This window comes from Mycobacterium sp. (assembly GCF_052143115.1).
Taxonomy (GTDB): domain Bacteria; phylum Actinomycetota; class Actinomycetes; order Mycobacteriales; family Mycobacteriaceae; genus Mycobacterium.
In genome coordinates this window covers 1-15378 of sequence record NZ_JBKQTQ010000192.1, presented here as the reverse complement: position 1 = coordinate 15378, position 15378 = coordinate 1, and the positions used below count along the sequence as shown (strand labels likewise).

Annotated in this window: 13 protein-coding genes; 8 read left to right on the top strand and 5 right to left on the bottom strand. The window is 66.3% G+C overall.

The genetic code is table 11. From position 1 onward, the window contains the following. Nucleotides 1-53 precede the first annotated feature (53 nt). The 8 genes from ACLQI9_RS20240 (at nucleotide 54) to ACLQI9_RS20205 (ending at nucleotide 9387) form a co-directional block, all read left to right on the top strand. Nucleotides 54-2072: a DUF7159 family protein gene (locus ACLQI9_RS20240; RefSeq protein ID WP_442377087.1), complete on the top strand. Its 2019-nt coding sequence runs from the start codon at nucleotides 54-56 to the stop codon at nucleotides 2070-2072. Between the two features lie 210 nt (nucleotides 2073-2282). Next, nucleotides 2283-3755, top strand: a complete 1473-nt coding sequence (locus ACLQI9_RS20235; RefSeq protein WP_442377085.1) for a DUF7159 family protein — start codon at nucleotides 2283-2285, stop codon at nucleotides 3753-3755. 169 nt (nucleotides 3756-3924) lie between these two features. After that, the gene (locus ACLQI9_RS20230) at nucleotides 3925-5412 is read left to right on the top strand and encodes a DUF7159 family protein (protein ID WP_442377083.1); all 1488 of its coding nucleotides are present in this window, start codon (nucleotides 3925-3927) and stop codon (nucleotides 5410-5412) included. A gap of 89 nt (nucleotides 5413-5501) precedes the next feature. Continuing rightward, a complete protein-coding gene (locus ACLQI9_RS20225) occupies nucleotides 5502-6827 on the top strand; it encodes a UDP-glucose dehydrogenase family protein (protein ID WP_442377081.1) in 1326 nt (441 codons plus the stop codon). Nucleotides 6828-6831: 4 nt separating this feature from the next. Then, nucleotides 6832-7587 carry a maleylpyruvate isomerase family mycothiol-dependent enzyme gene (locus ACLQI9_RS20220; protein ID WP_442377079.1) on the top strand — a complete coding sequence of 252 codons (756 nt, stop codon included), beginning with the start codon at nucleotides 6832-6834 and terminating at the stop codon, nucleotides 7585-7587. A 28-nt stretch (nucleotides 7588-7615) separates the two neighbouring features. Then, complete coding sequence (locus tag ACLQI9_RS20215; RefSeq protein WP_442377077.1) at nucleotides 7616-7990, top strand: nuclear transport factor 2 family protein; 375 nt, start codon at nucleotides 7616-7618, stop codon at nucleotides 7988-7990. A 10-nt stretch (nucleotides 7991-8000) separates the two neighbouring features. Next, nucleotides 8001-8867 carry a glucose-1-phosphate thymidylyltransferase RfbA gene (gene rfbA, locus ACLQI9_RS20210; RefSeq protein ID WP_442377075.1) on the top strand — a complete coding sequence of 289 codons (867 nt, stop codon included), beginning with the start codon at nucleotides 8001-8003 and terminating at the stop codon, nucleotides 8865-8867. A 49-nt stretch (nucleotides 8868-8916) separates the two neighbouring features. Further along, nucleotides 8917-9387 carry a DUF732 domain-containing protein gene (locus ACLQI9_RS20205; RefSeq protein WP_442377074.1) on the top strand — a complete coding sequence of 157 codons (471 nt, stop codon included), beginning with the start codon at nucleotides 8917-8919 and terminating at the stop codon, nucleotides 9385-9387. Nucleotides 9388-9399: 12 nt separating this feature from the next. On the opposite strand, the gene ACLQI9_RS20200 is transcribed toward ACLQI9_RS20205, so the two are convergent. The 5 genes from ACLQI9_RS20200 to ACLQI9_RS20180 all read right to left on the bottom strand — a co-directional run bounded on the left by ACLQI9_RS20200 (nucleotide 9400) and on the right by ACLQI9_RS20180 (nucleotide 15251). Next, nucleotides 9400-10674 carry a pyridoxal phosphate-dependent aminotransferase gene (locus ACLQI9_RS20200; protein WP_442377072.1) on the bottom strand — a complete coding sequence of 425 codons (1275 nt, stop codon included), beginning with the start codon at nucleotides 10672-10674 and terminating at the stop codon, nucleotides 9400-9402. A gap of 43 nt (nucleotides 10675-10717) precedes the next feature. Then, on the bottom strand, nucleotides 10718-13564 hold the full coding sequence (locus ACLQI9_RS20195) for a heterodisulfide reductase-related iron-sulfur binding cluster (protein WP_442392060.1): 2847 nt from the start codon (nucleotides 13562-13564) through the stop codon (nucleotides 10718-10720). 177 nt (nucleotides 13565-13741) lie between these two features. Beyond that, entirely contained in the window at nucleotides 13742-14200 is a 459-nt protein-coding gene (locus tag ACLQI9_RS20190) for a hypothetical protein (protein WP_442392059.1), read from the bottom strand. 27 nt (nucleotides 14201-14227) lie between these two features. Beyond that, a complete protein-coding gene (locus ACLQI9_RS20185; protein WP_442392058.1) occupies nucleotides 14228-14677 on the bottom strand; it encodes a hypothetical protein in 450 nt (149 codons plus the stop codon). A 61-nt stretch (nucleotides 14678-14738) separates the two neighbouring features. Then, nucleotides 14739-15251: a hypothetical protein gene (locus ACLQI9_RS20180; RefSeq protein WP_442392057.1), complete on the bottom strand. Its 513-nt coding sequence runs from the start codon at nucleotides 15249-15251 to the stop codon at nucleotides 14739-14741. Between the last annotated feature and the right edge of the window lie 127 nt (nucleotides 15252-15378).

Here is a 15378-nt window from a genome sequence, read left to right as displayed (position 1 = left end):
CGGTGCTCTCCTCCGCTTAGACCGTGGGGTTATCGGGGGCCTTTGGAGGAGCGATGGACGTCGTACTCGGTTTATCGATGGCACCCACAGCCGTTCGTATGGTGCTGGTGGAAGGCGAAAACGCCGACGGCGTCACGGTCGACGACGACAATTTCGACATCGTCGCCGATGACGATGCAGCGACGCTGAGTGCAGCCGATCAGGTGATCTCGACGATCTTGGGCACTCGGGAAGGCGCCACACAGGCCGGCTATGCGTTGGCATCGACCGGAGTGACCTGGACCGATCCGGTGGACGCTGCCGCCCTGCGCGAGGCGTTGGCCACCCGCAAGATCGAGAACGTCATGCTGGTCTCGGCCTTCATGGCTGCGGCCGCGCTGGCCCAGATGGTGGGCAGCGCTACCGGCAACGCCCACACCGCCCTGCTGTTCGTGGAAGCCGACACCGCGACGCTGGCCGTCGTCGACTCCGCCGACGGTTCCATCAGCGATGTCCACAAAGAGCTGATCTCCGGCGTCGACACTGCTGCCGAATTGGCCGGGATGGTCGCCGGCTTGGACAGGCTGGAGCCCCACCCGCAGCACCTGTTCCTCGTCGGCTCCGGTGTGGACATCGCAGCGCTCAAGCCACAGCTGGAGGCGGTGACGTCGCTTCCCGTGAGCGCACCGGAAGAACCAGAGACGGCGTTGGCTTGGGGCGCGGCGCTGGCGTCGGCCAGTGCGCCACTGTTTGTGTCGTCGACCGCTGCCCTGGCCTACGCACAAGATCCCGCCACCGGGGAGGTCGATCCCTACGCGGTCTCCCCGGGATACCTCGCGGTGCCGGACGTTCCGGCGGGCACCGAGCTGGGTGAGGACGACCTCGCCTACAGCGCCGTCCCCGATGAAGAAGCCGAAGCCCATACCGCCGCGCAGGATGAGGAAGCCGAAGCCAATACCACCGCCCTGGATCTGGCCGGCGACGAGCATCGCGAGCGCCGGCCGCTTCTGCTCGTTGGCACCGTATTGGCGGTGGTCTTTGTTGCCGCGATCTTGGCGCTGGAGGTCTCTCTAGCACTCGGTATCCGGCCGAGTGCTGTTGCGCTGCTGCCCAGGCCGCTGCAAAACCTGCTCGTCCCAACCCCGCAAGCCCCTGCGCGCGCCCCGGCTCCGGCGAGCGCCCCGGCGCCGCAGGTCAATCATCTGCAGGCGCCGGTAACAGCACCTCAACCGATGCACGCACCGATTCCGGCTCCTGCGCCCGCGGCTCCGGCACTCCCGCCGGCACCGGCACTCTCGCCGGCACCGGCACTCCCGCCGGCTCCGGTCGTTGCGCCCCGGGCGCCCGTGCTGGTCCCGCTGCCTTTGCCGATTCACATCGGCCCGCCCGCGCCGCTGAATCCCCTTCCCCTGAACCTGCCGGGTTCGCCGCCGCTTGGGTCGTCGCCGGGGCACTTGCCGTGGTCGCCGCCGTTTGGGTCGTCGCCGGGGCACTTGCCGTGGTCGCCGCCGCGGCACTGGCCGGCGCCCCCTCCGGTCAGCGTTCCGGTGCAGCCGACGCCAGTCCACATGCCTGGGCCGCAAAACCCGGTGCACGTGCCGTCGCCGCAAAACCCGGTGCAGGTTGTGGGCCCCCAGCTTCCGATGCAACTGCCCGCACCCGAGCCTCCGCTGCACATGCAAGCCCCGCAGGCACCTGGGATTCCGGGCATGCCGGCTCCCGAGGGACCCGGGGTTCCGGGCATGCCCTCTCCGCAGGGACCTGGGGTTCCAGGCATGCCGGCTCCCGAGGGACCCGGGGCTCCCGGGATGCCGGCCCCCGGAGCTCCACCGGTAGGCCCGCAAGCCCCCGACGCCGGTGCGCCCAGCTTCCACGGGCCGTCGAACAACTCGTTTAATGACGATGAACCCGGTGACCGCGGCTTCGGCGGCTTTGGCGGCAGCCACGAGGGTGGCGGAGACCCCGGCGGCTTCGGCGGCTTCGGCGGTAGCCACGGCTTCGGCGGCTTTGGTGGCGGCTTTGGCGGGTTCGGTGGCGGCGGTGGCTTCGGCGGCGGTGGCGGCGGCCATGGCGGAGGCGGCGGGCACCGGTAAGGGGCGGCTGCCGCGCGGACCGCGGGGTAAGGTGCTGTGTGAAGGGTCAGCTGGGGCGACGATTTCCTGACCAGAACTTCATATAGCCCAGCTAACTGCGTTGGCGGTAACGCCGCACCCCGGTGCGTCGATGAATCTTGTGGTGGGGAGCCCGGCTGTTGTGCTGATCCCTACCGTCCGCGGACAGCTAGCAAACAGCATGGAGGAGTTGTGGACACCGTACTTGGTGTGTCAATGGCACCCACCACGGTCCGCATGGTGCTGGTTGAGGGGGAAAACGCCGACGGCGTAACCGTCGATGAGGAAAACTTCGGCGTCGCCGACGGCGAAGACTCGGCAACCTTCAGCGCACCCGATCAGGTGGTTGCGGCAATTCTGGGCACGCGTGAAGGTGCCAATGAGGCCGGCTATCACCTGTTGTCGACCGGCGTGACATGGAGTGACCAGCAGGAAGCCGCCGAACTGCGTGACGTGTTGCTGGCCCGCAAGGTCGAAAATGTCATGCTGGTTTCGTCGTTCTTGGCTGCGGCGGCGTTGGCCCAGTCGATCGGCAGCACGACCGGTTATGCCCGCACCGCGCTGCTATTCATCGAGCCCGATTCCGCGACCTTGGCAGTGGTGGACACCACCGACGGCTCGATCGCTCATGTACACCGTGAACTGCTGCCCGACGATGACGATCAGGCGGTGGCCAAGCTGGTCGGGCTGGTCTCTGCGGCTGAGACGCTCGAAGAGCACCCAGAGGGCTTGTTGGTGGTGGGCTCCGGGGTCGACGTCCCGTTGATCAAGCCGGCGTTGGAGGCGGCGACGTCGCTTCCGCTGAGCGTGCCCGAGCGGCCCGAGATGGCGCTGGCCAGAGGAGCGGCGCTGGCGTCGGCGAGTGCGCCGTTGTTCGCCTCGTCGACCGATGCGCTTGCCTACGCTCAGGATCCGGGCACCGGTTCGGTGAGCCAGCACGCGCTCGCGCCGGGGTATCTGGCCGTCGCCGAGGCAGCCGCGGGCGCCGAGCCGGGGGCGGACGCGTTGGCCTATAGCGCCGTTGCCGACGACTCAGCTGCGGTTTACACCCAAGAGGGTCCCGATGCCTACGCCGGTGCCCACGAGGAAGAAGACTTCACGACCGGCATGTACCCCGACTTCGCGCCGGCAGCGCTCGGGCAGCCGACCCGCACGCCGTTCTTTGCGGCGATAAGCGTCATGATCATTTTCACCGTCGGCGTTGTGGCACTGGTGATTTCGCTGGCGTTCAGTATCCGCCCGTCGGTCAGTTCGCGGCCCAGCCTCAGCCAAAATGTGGTGGCCCCGGCCAGACCGCTGCCTCAAGCGCTGGTGCCGGTGGCACCTGCACCCGCACCCGTGGCGGCGCCGGCTCCTGTGGCCGCTCCGGTTCCGGTCCATGCAGCTGCCCCGGTTCCCGTTCGGGTGCCGGGTCCCGCTCCGGTCCCGGCGCCACTGCCAATTCCGCTCCCTGCGCCGGCTCCTGTGGCGCCACCGCTCATACCGCCGCTCATTCCGGGGCTGCTGGCGCCTCCGCTGCTCGGCCCACCCGAGAGCCCATGGGGCGGCGACCATGGCGGCGGCGGCTGGGGCCACGGTGGCGGCCACGGCGGCTGGGGCCCCGGTTTCGGCGGTGGCCACCACGGCGGAGGCTTCGGAGGCTTTGGCGGTCACGGCCGCAGGTGAGCGTGGGCAATTCCGCCGGTCAACGCATGGCCACCGGTTGCCCCCAGCGGTAAAGTCGGAGTGGCAAAGACCGGGGGAGTGAGCCGCGCCGCTCCTGTCCGAACTTGAGGAACCTCGGCAATCCGCACTGCAATACCAATTAGCGCAGCGAACAGCTTTGGAGGATGAAGTGGACACCGTACTTGGCGTATCGATGGCGCCCACTGCGGTCCGCATGGTTCTCGTCGAGGGCGAAAACGCCGACGGCGTCACGGTCGACGAAGAAGGCTTCGAGGTCAACACGGCCGACGAACCAACCGTCAGCGCCGCCGACCAGGTGGTCTCAGCGATCCTGGGCACTCAAGAAGGTGCCGCCGAGAGTGGCTACGAACTGCGCTCGACGGGCGTGACCTGGACGGACCCGATCGAGGCCGCCGCGCTGCGTGACGCGCTGGCGGCCCGCAAGGTCGAGAACGTCATGCTGGTGTCATCGTTTTTGGCCGCGGCGGCGCTGGCGCAAGTGGTCGGCAATTCCGTCGGCTATGCGCAGACCGGACTGTTGTTTGTCGAGCCCGACACCGCGACGCTGGCCGTGGTCAACACCGCCGACGGTTCAATCACCGACGTGCGCCGCCAGCCGCTGGCCCCCGACAGTGATCCCATCGCCGAGCTGTCAGCAATGGCTTCCGGTGCCGAGGCGCTCGAGACGCGTCCGGATGGTCTGTTCGTGGTCGGCTCCGGCGTTGACATCGCCCCGATCAAGGCGCAGTTGGAGGCGGCAACCTCGCTGCTGGTGAGCGCGCCTGAGGAGCCGGAGACGGCGTTGGCTCGCGGCGCGGCACTGGCCTCGGCCAATGCACCGTTGTTCTCCTCGTCGACCGCTGCACTGGCCTATGCACAAGATCCCGGCACCGGTGCGATAGATCCCTACGCCGTCGCTCCCGGATACCTCGACGTCGCCGTCGACGGCTCGTCCGGCGAGCAAGCCTTGGCCTACAGTGCGGTTCAGGACGAGGACGCCGATGCCTACACCGCGCTCGCCGGCGAGGAGAACTTCCCAACCGGCACCTATACCGGCATCACGACTGCTGTCCCGCGGGATGGCGGCCGCAGGCCGCTGGTCTTGGTGGCCAGCGCGGTCGCCGCAATCTTCGTGGTAGGTGCCGCGGCGCTGGTGGTCGCGCTGGCGGTCAGTATGCGGCCGACAGCCGCTGTCCGGCCCGAACCGGGCCACCAAGCCGTCGCCCCCGCGAAGCCCGCACCGGCCGCGCCCGCAGCTCCCGCTCCGGCTGTTGCGCCGGCGCCTGCTGCCCCGGCTCCCGCTCCTGAGGCTCCGGCCCCGGCTCCTGAACCGGCTGCACCCGCCCCGGCTCCGGTTCCCGCTGCTCCGGCTCCTGAACCGGCTGCGCCAGCTCCGGCTGCTGCACCTGTTGCGCCCGCCCCAGCTCCGGTTGCTCCGGCTCCCGTCCCGATTCCCATTCCGATTCCCATCGGCCCGGGGCTCGGGCCGTGGGCTCACGGCGGTTGGGGCCCTGGTGGCGGCGGCCCTGGTGGAGGCGGATACCCGGGCGGGGGAGGTTACCCAGGACCCGGCTTCGGCGGCGGCCACGGCGGCTTCGGCGGCGGCCACGGCGGCTTCGGCGGCCACGGATTTGGCTTCGGGGGCCGCGGCTTCTAGGGCCCCGACAGCAAACCGTCACCTGGAGTTCGCCCACCGCTCAGAAAAGCGATGCAATTAGATCATTGCGGCGCTTTACACACAGGTGTATGAGGTGCTGCGTCTTTGGTACGGGCTATCTGGGTGCGACCCATGCCGCCGGGATGGCCGAGCTGGGGCATGAGGTCGTCGGCGTCGACATCGATCCCGGTAAGGTCGCCAAGCTAGCTGCCGGTGACGTTCCGTTTTACGAGCCCGGCCTGGGAAAGATGTTGAGCGACAACATCGCAGCCGGCCGACTTCGGTTCACCACCGACTATGACCTGGCCGCCGAGTTCGCTGACGTGCATTTCCTCGGGGTCGGGACTCCGCAGAAGAAGGGCGAATACGGTGCCGACTTATGCCACGTAAACGCCGTAATCGACACGCTCGCACCGCGACTGACTCGGGCGTCGGTGATTGTCGGCAAGTCCACGGTGCCCGTCGGGACCGCCGCCGAGCTCGGTCCACGGGCCCGCGCCGCCGTACGGCCCGGTGTCGACGTGGAAGTGGCATGGAACCCGGAGTTCCTTCGGGAAGGTTTCGCGGTGCAAGACACTTTGCGGCCCGATCGTATTGTGCTTGGTGTAGAAGATGGTTCGACGCGTTCTGAGGCGGCGATCCGTGAGCTGTATGCACCGATGCTGGATGCCGGGGTGCCGTTCCTGGTGACCGATCTGCAGACCGCGGAGTTGGTCAAGGTCTCCGCGAACGCCTTTCTGGCGACCAAGATCTCGTTCATCAATGCGATCTCCGAAGTATGCGAAGCCGCCGGCGCCGACGTCGTCCTGTTAGCCGACGCGCTCGGGCACGATCCGCGTATCGGGCGTCGATACCTCAACGCGGGCTTGGGTTTCGGTGGTGGCTGCCTGCCCAAGGACATCCGGGCGTTCATGGCTCGCGCCGGTGAACTGGGCGCCGACCAGGCGCTGACGTTCCTGCGCGAGGTGGACAGCATCAACATGCGCCGCCGCCACAGGATGGTCGAATTGACCACCGCCGCCTGCGGCGGCTCGCTGCTGGGAGCCAACATCGCGGTGCTCGGCGCCGCGTTCAAGCCCGAATCCGACGACGTGCGTGACTCACCGGCGCTCAATGTCGCGGGCCAGCTACAGCTCAACGGTGCGGCGGTCAACGTCTACGACCCCAAAGCACTGGAGAACGCCCAGCGGCTGTTCCCCACGCTGAATTACGCGATCTCGGTGGAGGAAGCCTGTGACCGCGCGGACGCGGTGTTGGTGCTGACCGAGTGGAAAGAGTTCGTCGACCTTGACCCCGACCTGCTTGCCGACCGGGTGCGAGCACGCGTCGTCGTCGACGGCCGCAACTGTCTTGACCTGCAACGGTGGCAGCAAGCCGGTTGGCGTGTGCACTGCTTGGGACGGCGCGTAGCCTGATCGGGTGGACTACGCCGCAGCACTTCTGGAGCAAAATCGCGCCTTCGGCGAGGTGATCCGCAGCGGCGACTCGTCCACCCCGGTGCCGACCTGTCCCGGCTGGAGCCTTTCCCAGTTGCTTCGTCATGTCGGTCGCGGTGACCGCTGGGCAGCGCAGATCGTCGCCGACCGGGTCGACCATTACCTCGACCCGCGCACCGTCGACGAAGGCAAGCCGCCACCCGATCCTGACGAGGCGATCGCGTGGCTCCACGGCGGGGCGCAGCGGCTGATCGACGCCGTCGAACAAGCCGGTATGGAAACCCCGGTATGGACGTTTCTGGGCTCGCGGCCGGCGTACTGGTGGGTGCGGCGTCGGCTGCACGAGGCGACTGTGCATCGGGCCGACGCCGCGCTGGCGCTCGGGCTCGACTATCCGATCACACCCGAGCTGGCGGCCGATGCCATCGGCGAATGGCTTGAGCGGGTCGCGGCTCAGGCAGGAGGCGACGACGCACCGCTGCCGCTGGACAACGGCCAAACCGTGCATCTGCACGCCACCGATCCCGGTCTGGGGGCTGCCGGTGAATGGACCGTCCGCGCCGAGGGGAACCGCATCTCATGGTCCCACGGTCACGACAAGGGCGCGGTGGCGCTGCGCGGCAATGCCGTCGACCTGCTGCTGGCAGTCGTGCGGCGAGTTCCGGTCGCCGACACCGATATCGCGGTGTTCGGTGAGACCGCGATATGGCAGCACTGGCTCGACCACACGCCTTTCTAGCCGCGGCGCACACGGTACGTTTCAGATTATGACCACATCGGAGATCGCCACCGTGTTGGCTTGGCATGACGCTTTGAATGCGTCCGATATCGACACCTTGATGGCCCTGTCCAGCGACGACGTCGAAGTCGGTGACGCGCACGGCGCCGCGCAGGGCCACGCCGCGTTGCGCGATTGGGCGGCTGCTCGCCCGCGAAAGGCCGAAGTGGGCAGAATATATGTACATGACGGCGTCGTGGTCGTCGAACAGAAGATCGGCAATGCGGACGATCCCGGTGCCAACGACACTGTCGCGTCGGCCTTTCGGGTAGTCCACGACCACGTTACCTCGGTGTTTCGCCACAACGACCTGGAGTCCGCGTTGGCCGCGACGGAGTTGACCGACGCCGATCTCGTCGACTGAGGAGCAGGACATGCGGGGGATCATCTTGGCCGGCGGCTCCGGCACCCGCCTGTACCCGATCACGCTGGGCGTCAGCAAGCAGTTACTACCCGTGTACGACAAACCGATGATCTACTACCCGCTGTCCACGCTGATGATGGCCGGCATTCGCGACATCCAGGTGATCACTACCGCCCACGACGCAACGGCTTTCCGACGGGTCCTCGGCGACGGCACGGCGTTCGGCATCAACATCAGCTATGCGGTCCAACACAATCCTGAGGGTCTGGCCCAGGCCTTCGTCATCGGCGCCGACCACATAGGTGCAGGTTCGGTGGCATTGGCATTGGGCGACAACATCTTCCACGGACCAGGCCTGGGTACCAACCTGCAGCGCTTCCAATCAGTCAGTGGCGGAGCTATTTTCGCGTACTGGGTGGCCAACCCCTCGGCGTATGGTGTCATCGAATTCGGTGCGGACGGCATCGCGCTGTCAGTGGAGGAAAAGCCGGCCACGCCCAAGTCGCACTACGCGGTTCCGGGTCTGTACTTCTACGACAACGACGTAGTCGAAATCGCGCGGGGCCTGCGACCGTCAGCACGCGGCGAATACGAGATCACCGACATCAACCAGACCTACCTCAACCAGGGCCGGTTGATCGTCGAGGTGCTCGCACGCGGCACGGCCTGGCTGGACACCGGGACATTCGACTCACTGCTGGACGCCAGCGATTACGTCCGCACTTTGGAACACCGGCAGGGCCTGAAGGTGAGCATCCCCGAAGAAGTGGCCTGGCGGATGGGCTACATCGACGACGGCCAGCTTGCCGAACGCGCGCACGCCCTGCTGAAGTCCGGCTACGGGAGCTACCTGCTGGAGCTGCTGGAACGGGGTTGACGAGGCTTTCAGCAAACCTCCCCGCAAACCCACTGGTGTTGCGTGAACAATGGTCGTCACCGCGAAATATTCTTGGTTAACTGCGATGACGACACCCTCACCGAACCCAACGCCGCTTCCTGCCCTGGCCATGGTGGCCGCGCTGGTATTTGTGGTCGGCGCCATTGCCGCAGTATTCGTTTTTGACCGCGCTCCGGGACTGTTCCCATCGAGAGGATCGACGGCGGTCTCCCACACCGCGTCAGCATCGCAGGATGACCCGCCACCCGACCATATGGACAGGAACGGCCACTTCCTCTGGCGCCTTTCCGCCCAAGGGCTTCAGCTACGGCGAACGAACGATGCTGGGATCAACGATGCGCGTCGCGTGTGTACGCGGTATGCGAGCGGCGAGAGTGAACAGCAGATCATCCAGGACATTCTTCAGGGGTCGCCGGGCATGTCGCTCAACACCGCTTCCGGTTTCGCCGACACCGCTATCAGCGTGTACTGCCCGGACGGCTACATCGACCACCCGTGATCGTCGCGTGCGTTACTGACGGTAGCTGGCCAGGAAGTTACCCAACCGGTCGATAGCGTGGGCAAGGTCGCGTGACCACGGCAGCGTCACGATCCGCAGGTGATCCGGTGCCGGCCAATTGAATCCGGTGCCCTGGGTGACCAGAATCTTCTCCGACAACAGCAGATCCAGGACCAGCTGCTCGTCGTCTTCGATCTCGTGCACCTCGGGATCCAGCCGGGGGAACGTGTAGAGCGCACCGGCGGGTTTGACGCACGACACCCCGGGGATCTCGTTGAGTTTGGACCAGGCCACGTCGCGTTGTTCGAGCAGTCGCCCACCTGGCAGCACCAGGTCATCGATGCTTTGGTGACCGCCCAGGGCGACCTGGATCGCGTGCTGGGCCGGAACGTTCGGGCACAGCCGCATATTCGCCAGCAGGTGAATGCCCTCAATGAAACTGCTGGCGTGGTCCTTGGGCCCGGTGATCGCCAGCCAACCGGCCCGGTATCCGGCGACGCGGTAGGCCTTGGACAGACCATTGAACGTCAGGCACAACACGTCAGGTGCGACCGAGGCCATGCTGATGTGCTTGGCGTCGTCGTAGAGGATCTTGTCGTAGATCTCGTCAGCGAGCAGCAGCAGCTGATGTTTGCGCGCCAAATCGGCCATCTGCGAGAGTATTTCGCGACCGTAGACCGCGCCGGTCGGATTGTTGGGGTTGATCACGACCAGCGCCTTGGTGCGCTCGGTGATCTTCGACTCCAGGTCGGCGATATCTGGCTGCCAGCCTTGGGTCTCGTCGCACAGGTAATGCATCGGTGTACCGCCGGCAAGCGAAGTCGACGCGGTCCACAGTGGGTAGTCGGGTGCCGGAATCAAGACCTGATCGCCGTTGTCCAGCAGCGCCTGCAGCGTCAGGGTGATCAGCTCCGAGACCCCGTTGCCCAGATATACGTCGTCGACATCGAATCGCGGGAATCCATCGACCAGTTCGTAGCGGGTGACCACCGCGCGTCGCGCCGACAGGATGCCCTTGGAATCCGAGTAGCCCTGCGCGTAGGGCAGCGCCTGGATCATGTCACGCATGATGACATCGGGTGCTTCGAACCCGAACGGCGCCGGGTTGCCGATGTTCAGCTTGAGGATCCGGTGCCCTTCGGACTCCAGCCGCGCGGCGTGATCGTGCACCGGGCCGCGGATCTCATACAGCACATCCTGCAGCTTCGATGACTGCGCGAACGTGCGCTGCCGCGGCTGATGACCCGCGGTCTGCCAAGGCAGCTGATGAGTGGTCACGTCAACCATGGTGCCATGGCTTGTCTAATTATTATTAATCGAATGCCTCTGATCAGCGCTTTCCCGGTGGACGGGCACCTCGGGCGATACCCAATCCTTTCACCGGCGCTGCCGGTGCTTTGGTCTCGCCATCCTTGTCTTCAGGCGTCGATGTGGACTCTGGTGCGTCCTGGGATTGCGGCTCCGGCGTCGCCTCGAGCTCTGGCTTCGGCGCCGCGGGTTGCGCAGCGGGAGCGGCTTTTTTAGCACCGGGCCGTTTCGCTCCGGCGGCGATGCCGAGCCCCCTGGCCGGCGCGGCCGGCGCCTTGGCTTCCGGAGCCGCTGCGGGTTCGGATTTCGCCTCAGGTTGTGCGGCAGGCGCGGATTGGGTTGGCGCTGCAGCCTTTTTGGCGCCGGGTCGTTTGGCGCCGCCGGCGATGCCCAGCCCTTTGACCGGCGCAGCAGGAGCCTTGGCTTCCTCGGTGGCCGGGGCCGCTGCGGATTGCGTTGGTGCTGCGGCTTTCTTGGCCCCAGGTCGTTTGGCGCCGCCGGCGATACCCAGTCCGGTGACGGCTTTGGCGGCCGTATCGGGGGCCGCTGCAGCGGCTTTCGTTTCGGTCTTTGCCTCGGCCGGCTCGGTTGCGGCAGATGCAGCCTCTGCCTTGGGAGCGGCCTTGGCGGCGGCGTCGACGGCTTGCTTTGCAGCCGAGCCCTTTTCCGGCAGTGCAATCGTGCTGCGGTCCAGCGACTCGAGCAGCAGCTGCGCCACGTCGCGCACGTCGACGCCTTCGCGTCCGGCAGCTTCCTGACGGTCGTTGACGCCGTCGGTGACCATCACCCGGCAGAACGGGCACGCGGTGGCCACGGTGGTCGCCCCAGTGGCCAACGCCTCGTCGACGCGTTCGTGGTTGATCCGCTTGCCGATGTGCTCTTCCATCCACATCCGCGCGCCGCCGGCGCCGCAGCAGAAGCTGCGGTCGGCGTGACGCGGCATTTCGGTCAGCTTCGCGCCGGCCGCCCCGATCAGTTCGCGGGGCGCCTCGTAGACCTTGTTGTGCCGGCCCAGATAGCACGGGTCGTGGTAGGTGATGTCTTCAGAGACCGGGCTGACGGGCACCAGCTTCTTGTCGCGCACCAGCCGGTTGAGCAGCTGCGTGTGGTGCAGCACGGTGTAATTGGCGCCGAGTTGCCGGTATTCGCGGCCCAGGGTGTTGAAGCAGTGCGGGCAGGTGACGACGATCTTGCGGTCGACGGTTTCCACGCCTTCGAACAGTCCATCCACGGTCTCGACGGCCTGCTGGGCCAGCTGCTGGAACAGAAACTCGTTACCCGAGCGACGAGCCGAGTCGCCGTTGCAGGTTTCGCCGGTGCCCAACACCAGATACTTCACCCCAGCGATGGCCAGCAGTTCGGCGACGGCCTTGGTGGTCTTCTTGGCCTTGTCGTCGTAGGCGCCCGCGCAGCCGACCCAGAACAGGTACTCGTAGCCGTCGAAACTGTCGATGTCTTCGCCGTAGACCGGAACGTCGAACTCGACCTCGCTGATCCAGTTGGTGCGGTCGGCGGCGTTCTGGCCCCACGGATTGCCTTTGGTCTCAAGGTTTTTGAACAGTACCGACAGCTCGGAGGGGAACTCGGACTCCATCATGACCTGGTAGCGGCGCATGTCGATGATGTGGTCGATGTGCTCGATGTCCACCGGGCACTGCTCGACGCACGCACCACAGCTCACGCAGGACCACAGCACGTCGGGGTCGATCACACCGCCCTGCGCGGCGGTGCCGACCAGCGGGCGGGCCGCCTGCTCGGGCCCGTGCCCGGGCACCCGGCCGAATCCCGACTCCGGCACATGGTGGCCCTCTTCATGGACCGTCTCCAGGTCGAGGCCCTCGAGCGGCTCGGCTTTCTTCTCGCCAAGTAGGTAGGGCGCCTTGGCCATCCAGTGATCACGCAAGTCCATGATGACGAGCTTGGGCGAGAGCGGCTTGCCGGTGTTCCAGGCCGGACACTGCGACTGGCAGCGCCCGCACTCGGTACAGGTGGCGAAGTCGAGCATGCCCTTCCAGGTGAAGTCCTCGATCTTGCCGCGGCCGAATTCGGCGTCATCTGGCGGGTTTTCGAAGTCGATCGGCTTGCCGTCAGCCTCTACCGGCAGCAGCGGGCCCAGGCCGTCGGGCAGCCGCTTGAAGATGACGTTGATCGGCGCCAGGAAGATGTGCAAGTGCTTGGAGTGCAGCACGATGATCAGGAACAAGAGCATGACGCCGATGTGTAAAAGCAGGGCGACCGTTTCGAGGACTTCGTTGCCGGTATGGCCGAGCGGCTTGAGGATCGCGCCGAATAGCTGGGACAGGAACGCGCCCTTGCCGTAGGGGAGCGTGCCGTTGTTGACGGCGGACCCGCGGACCAGCACGTAGGTCCAGATGACGTTGAAGATCATGAACAGGATGAGCCACGCGCCGCCGCTGTGCGAGCCGTAAAACCGCGACGACCGGCCGATCTCCCGCGGGCTGCGCGTGAGACGGATGATCGCGAAGGTGGCAATACCCAGGAAGACGGCGGTCGCGAAGAAGTCCTGCAGGAAGCCCAGCGCGTCCCAGCGCCCGATGATCGGGATATGGAAGTTCGGCTGGAACAGCAGACCGTAGGCCTCGATGTAGACCGTGAGCAGGATGATGAAGCCCCACATGGTGAACAAGTGGGCCAGGCCGGGGATGGACCATTTCAGCAGCTTGCGTTGGCCGAGCACCTCGGTGATCTGCGTCCACACCCGCGTGCCGATGTGGTCGGTGCGATCGCTCACCTGCTGGCCCGACAGTGTGAGTTTGACCAGCCAACCGACCCGGCGGAGGGCGAACAAACCGACGATCGCGGTCATGCCTAAGCCCACTACCAGTCTGATCAGCGTCTGAGTTTGCACGGAGCGTCTCCCCAATTCTGCTTGCTACTGAGCGGTAACTAAGGCCATGTTACTAGCCGGTAACTTAGCTACTGCACCTGCTCAAGCTGCGTAGGCCTGCTCATAGTGACATCTTTGCGATGTTGACCGCGACGAAGGCTGCCCTAACCTTGCTGCGCAACCAGGGTGCCCGGACGGCTAAGGGTTCAACCCCGGGACGTGGAACGGGGGTAATCCGGGTATCTGCGGCACGTTGCCGTTCCACCAGTGGTGATGAGGACGTTGCTGCGTCCAGGGTTGGGTAGTCACGGGTGGCGCAGATTCTGTTGTCGTCTCGGGCGCAGCGGCCGTCGTGGTCGGCAGGGTCGACGACGGTGTGGTTGTCCGTGCCGGTGTGCTTGACGAGGGCGTCGTTGTCGACGGCCGCGTGGTGGCCGGTGCGCCGCCACCGTTGGTGGTGGCCAAGATGACCAGACCGTAGATGATCGTGGCGATCAGCAGCAGCACCGTAAGGCCCCACAGCGCCAGCACCCACGGTTTGAGGAACCAGGGTCGGGGCGTCTCGGCGACGCTGAACGGCTCGCCATTGTTCCCGCCGAGGCTCAAGTCGTGCGTTGAGTAACCGTCGACGTCATATGGTGGTCCGCTGCCCCCCACGAAAACCGATCCTACCGATGGTTGCCGTTACGGCATACCGCCGTCGTCGTGGTGATGATGATGGCGACCGTCGTCGATGCTGGTGCTCGTCGGCGCCGTGGTGGCCGGCGCCGTGGTCGTCGGCGCGGTGGTCAGCGTGGTCGTCGGAGCGGGAGCGACAGGCTCGGTGGTCGTTGCGCTGCTGGAGGACGGCGTGGTTGTCGCCGGCGTGGTCGTGGTCGTCGTGACCGCTGGTGTCGTCGACGAGGTCGCGGGGGAGGTGGAGCCCCCGCCCTTCGTCAGCTCGACGATTCCAAAGATCACCAGCGCGATCAGGATCGCGGCCAGCACGGCTAAACCGACCAATACGGCGGGCTTGCGATGCCACGGGGTGGACCCGGGTTCGGGGTGTTGTTGCCCGTAATCGCCGTAGTCGAATTGGCCGGTCGGCGCTTCGCTTGGGTCGTCTGGAGGTCCCTGAGATCCGTAGCCCGTCACGGGCGCCGATCTTAGCGGTGCACGCTGGCGGCTTCGCCACCGAGCCTGGAACGGCCGCGCCTCAAAAACCGTGCGGCAGCGTAATCACGGTGTGCGGCAACGTGATCGTCGACGGAATGTGCGGCACATGGTGGTGATGCTCCGGGGGCGGGGCCTGGGCAGGAGGCGGGGCGTTCCCAGCCGGCGGCCCCTGCTCTTCCGACGAGGACGGTGACGGCGGTGGCGTGGTCGTCGTCGACGGTGGTGTTGTCGACGGGGTAGGTGACGACGACCGCGTGGGTGTCGTTTCCGGTGTGGTGGTGGACGGACCACCGCCGCCGCCGTGCGAGAGCTGGATGAGGCCGTAGATGATCAGCACGATCAGGATGGCGACCATCGTGGCCCAGACGGCCAGCAATGACCGGTTCCGATACCACGGGTCGGGCGGTGATTCCTGTTCGGGCGGTTCCGGTTCGGGTGACTCGACGTAATCCGGGTGGTCGTCGGATCCCGGTGGCCGCGGACCGTACGTGCCGTAGTTGGCCATCCGAGTTGGCCGATTGCTCGGGTCGTCCGGAGGACCGTAACCAGTCACGCGTTTCTCCTATGTCAAGCCGCTGCCAGTTGGCAAGGGTTATTACGGGTTTGGTGGTCGGTGTGGAGGTGGCCAAAGACGGTGCGAGCGATGCGCCGTTTTAGGCAGCGCAGCGCTTCTGCCGAGG

Coding starts and splice junctions, on each gene's coding strand:
- ACLQI9_RS20240 (WP_442377087.1), top strand. CDS start 54: ATGGACGTCGTACTCGGTTTATCGATGGCACCCACAGCCGTTCGTATG.
- ACLQI9_RS20225 (WP_442377081.1), top strand. CDS start 5,502: ATGAGGTGCTGCGTCTTTGGTACGGGCTATCTGGGTGCGACCCATGCC.
- ACLQI9_RS20215 (WP_442377077.1), top strand. CDS start 7,616: ATGACCACATCGGAGATCGCCACCGTGTTGGCTTGGCATGACGCTTTG.
- rfbA (WP_442377075.1), top strand. CDS start 8,001: ATGCGGGGGATCATCTTGGCCGGCGGCTCCGGCACCCGCCTGTACCCG.
- ACLQI9_RS20205 (WP_442377074.1), top strand. CDS start 8,917: ATGGTCGTCACCGCGAAATATTCTTGGTTAACTGCGATGACGACACCC.
- ACLQI9_RS20200 (WP_442377072.1), bottom strand. CDS start 10,674: ATGGTTGACGTGACCACTCATCAGCTGCCTTGGCAGACCGCGGGTCAT.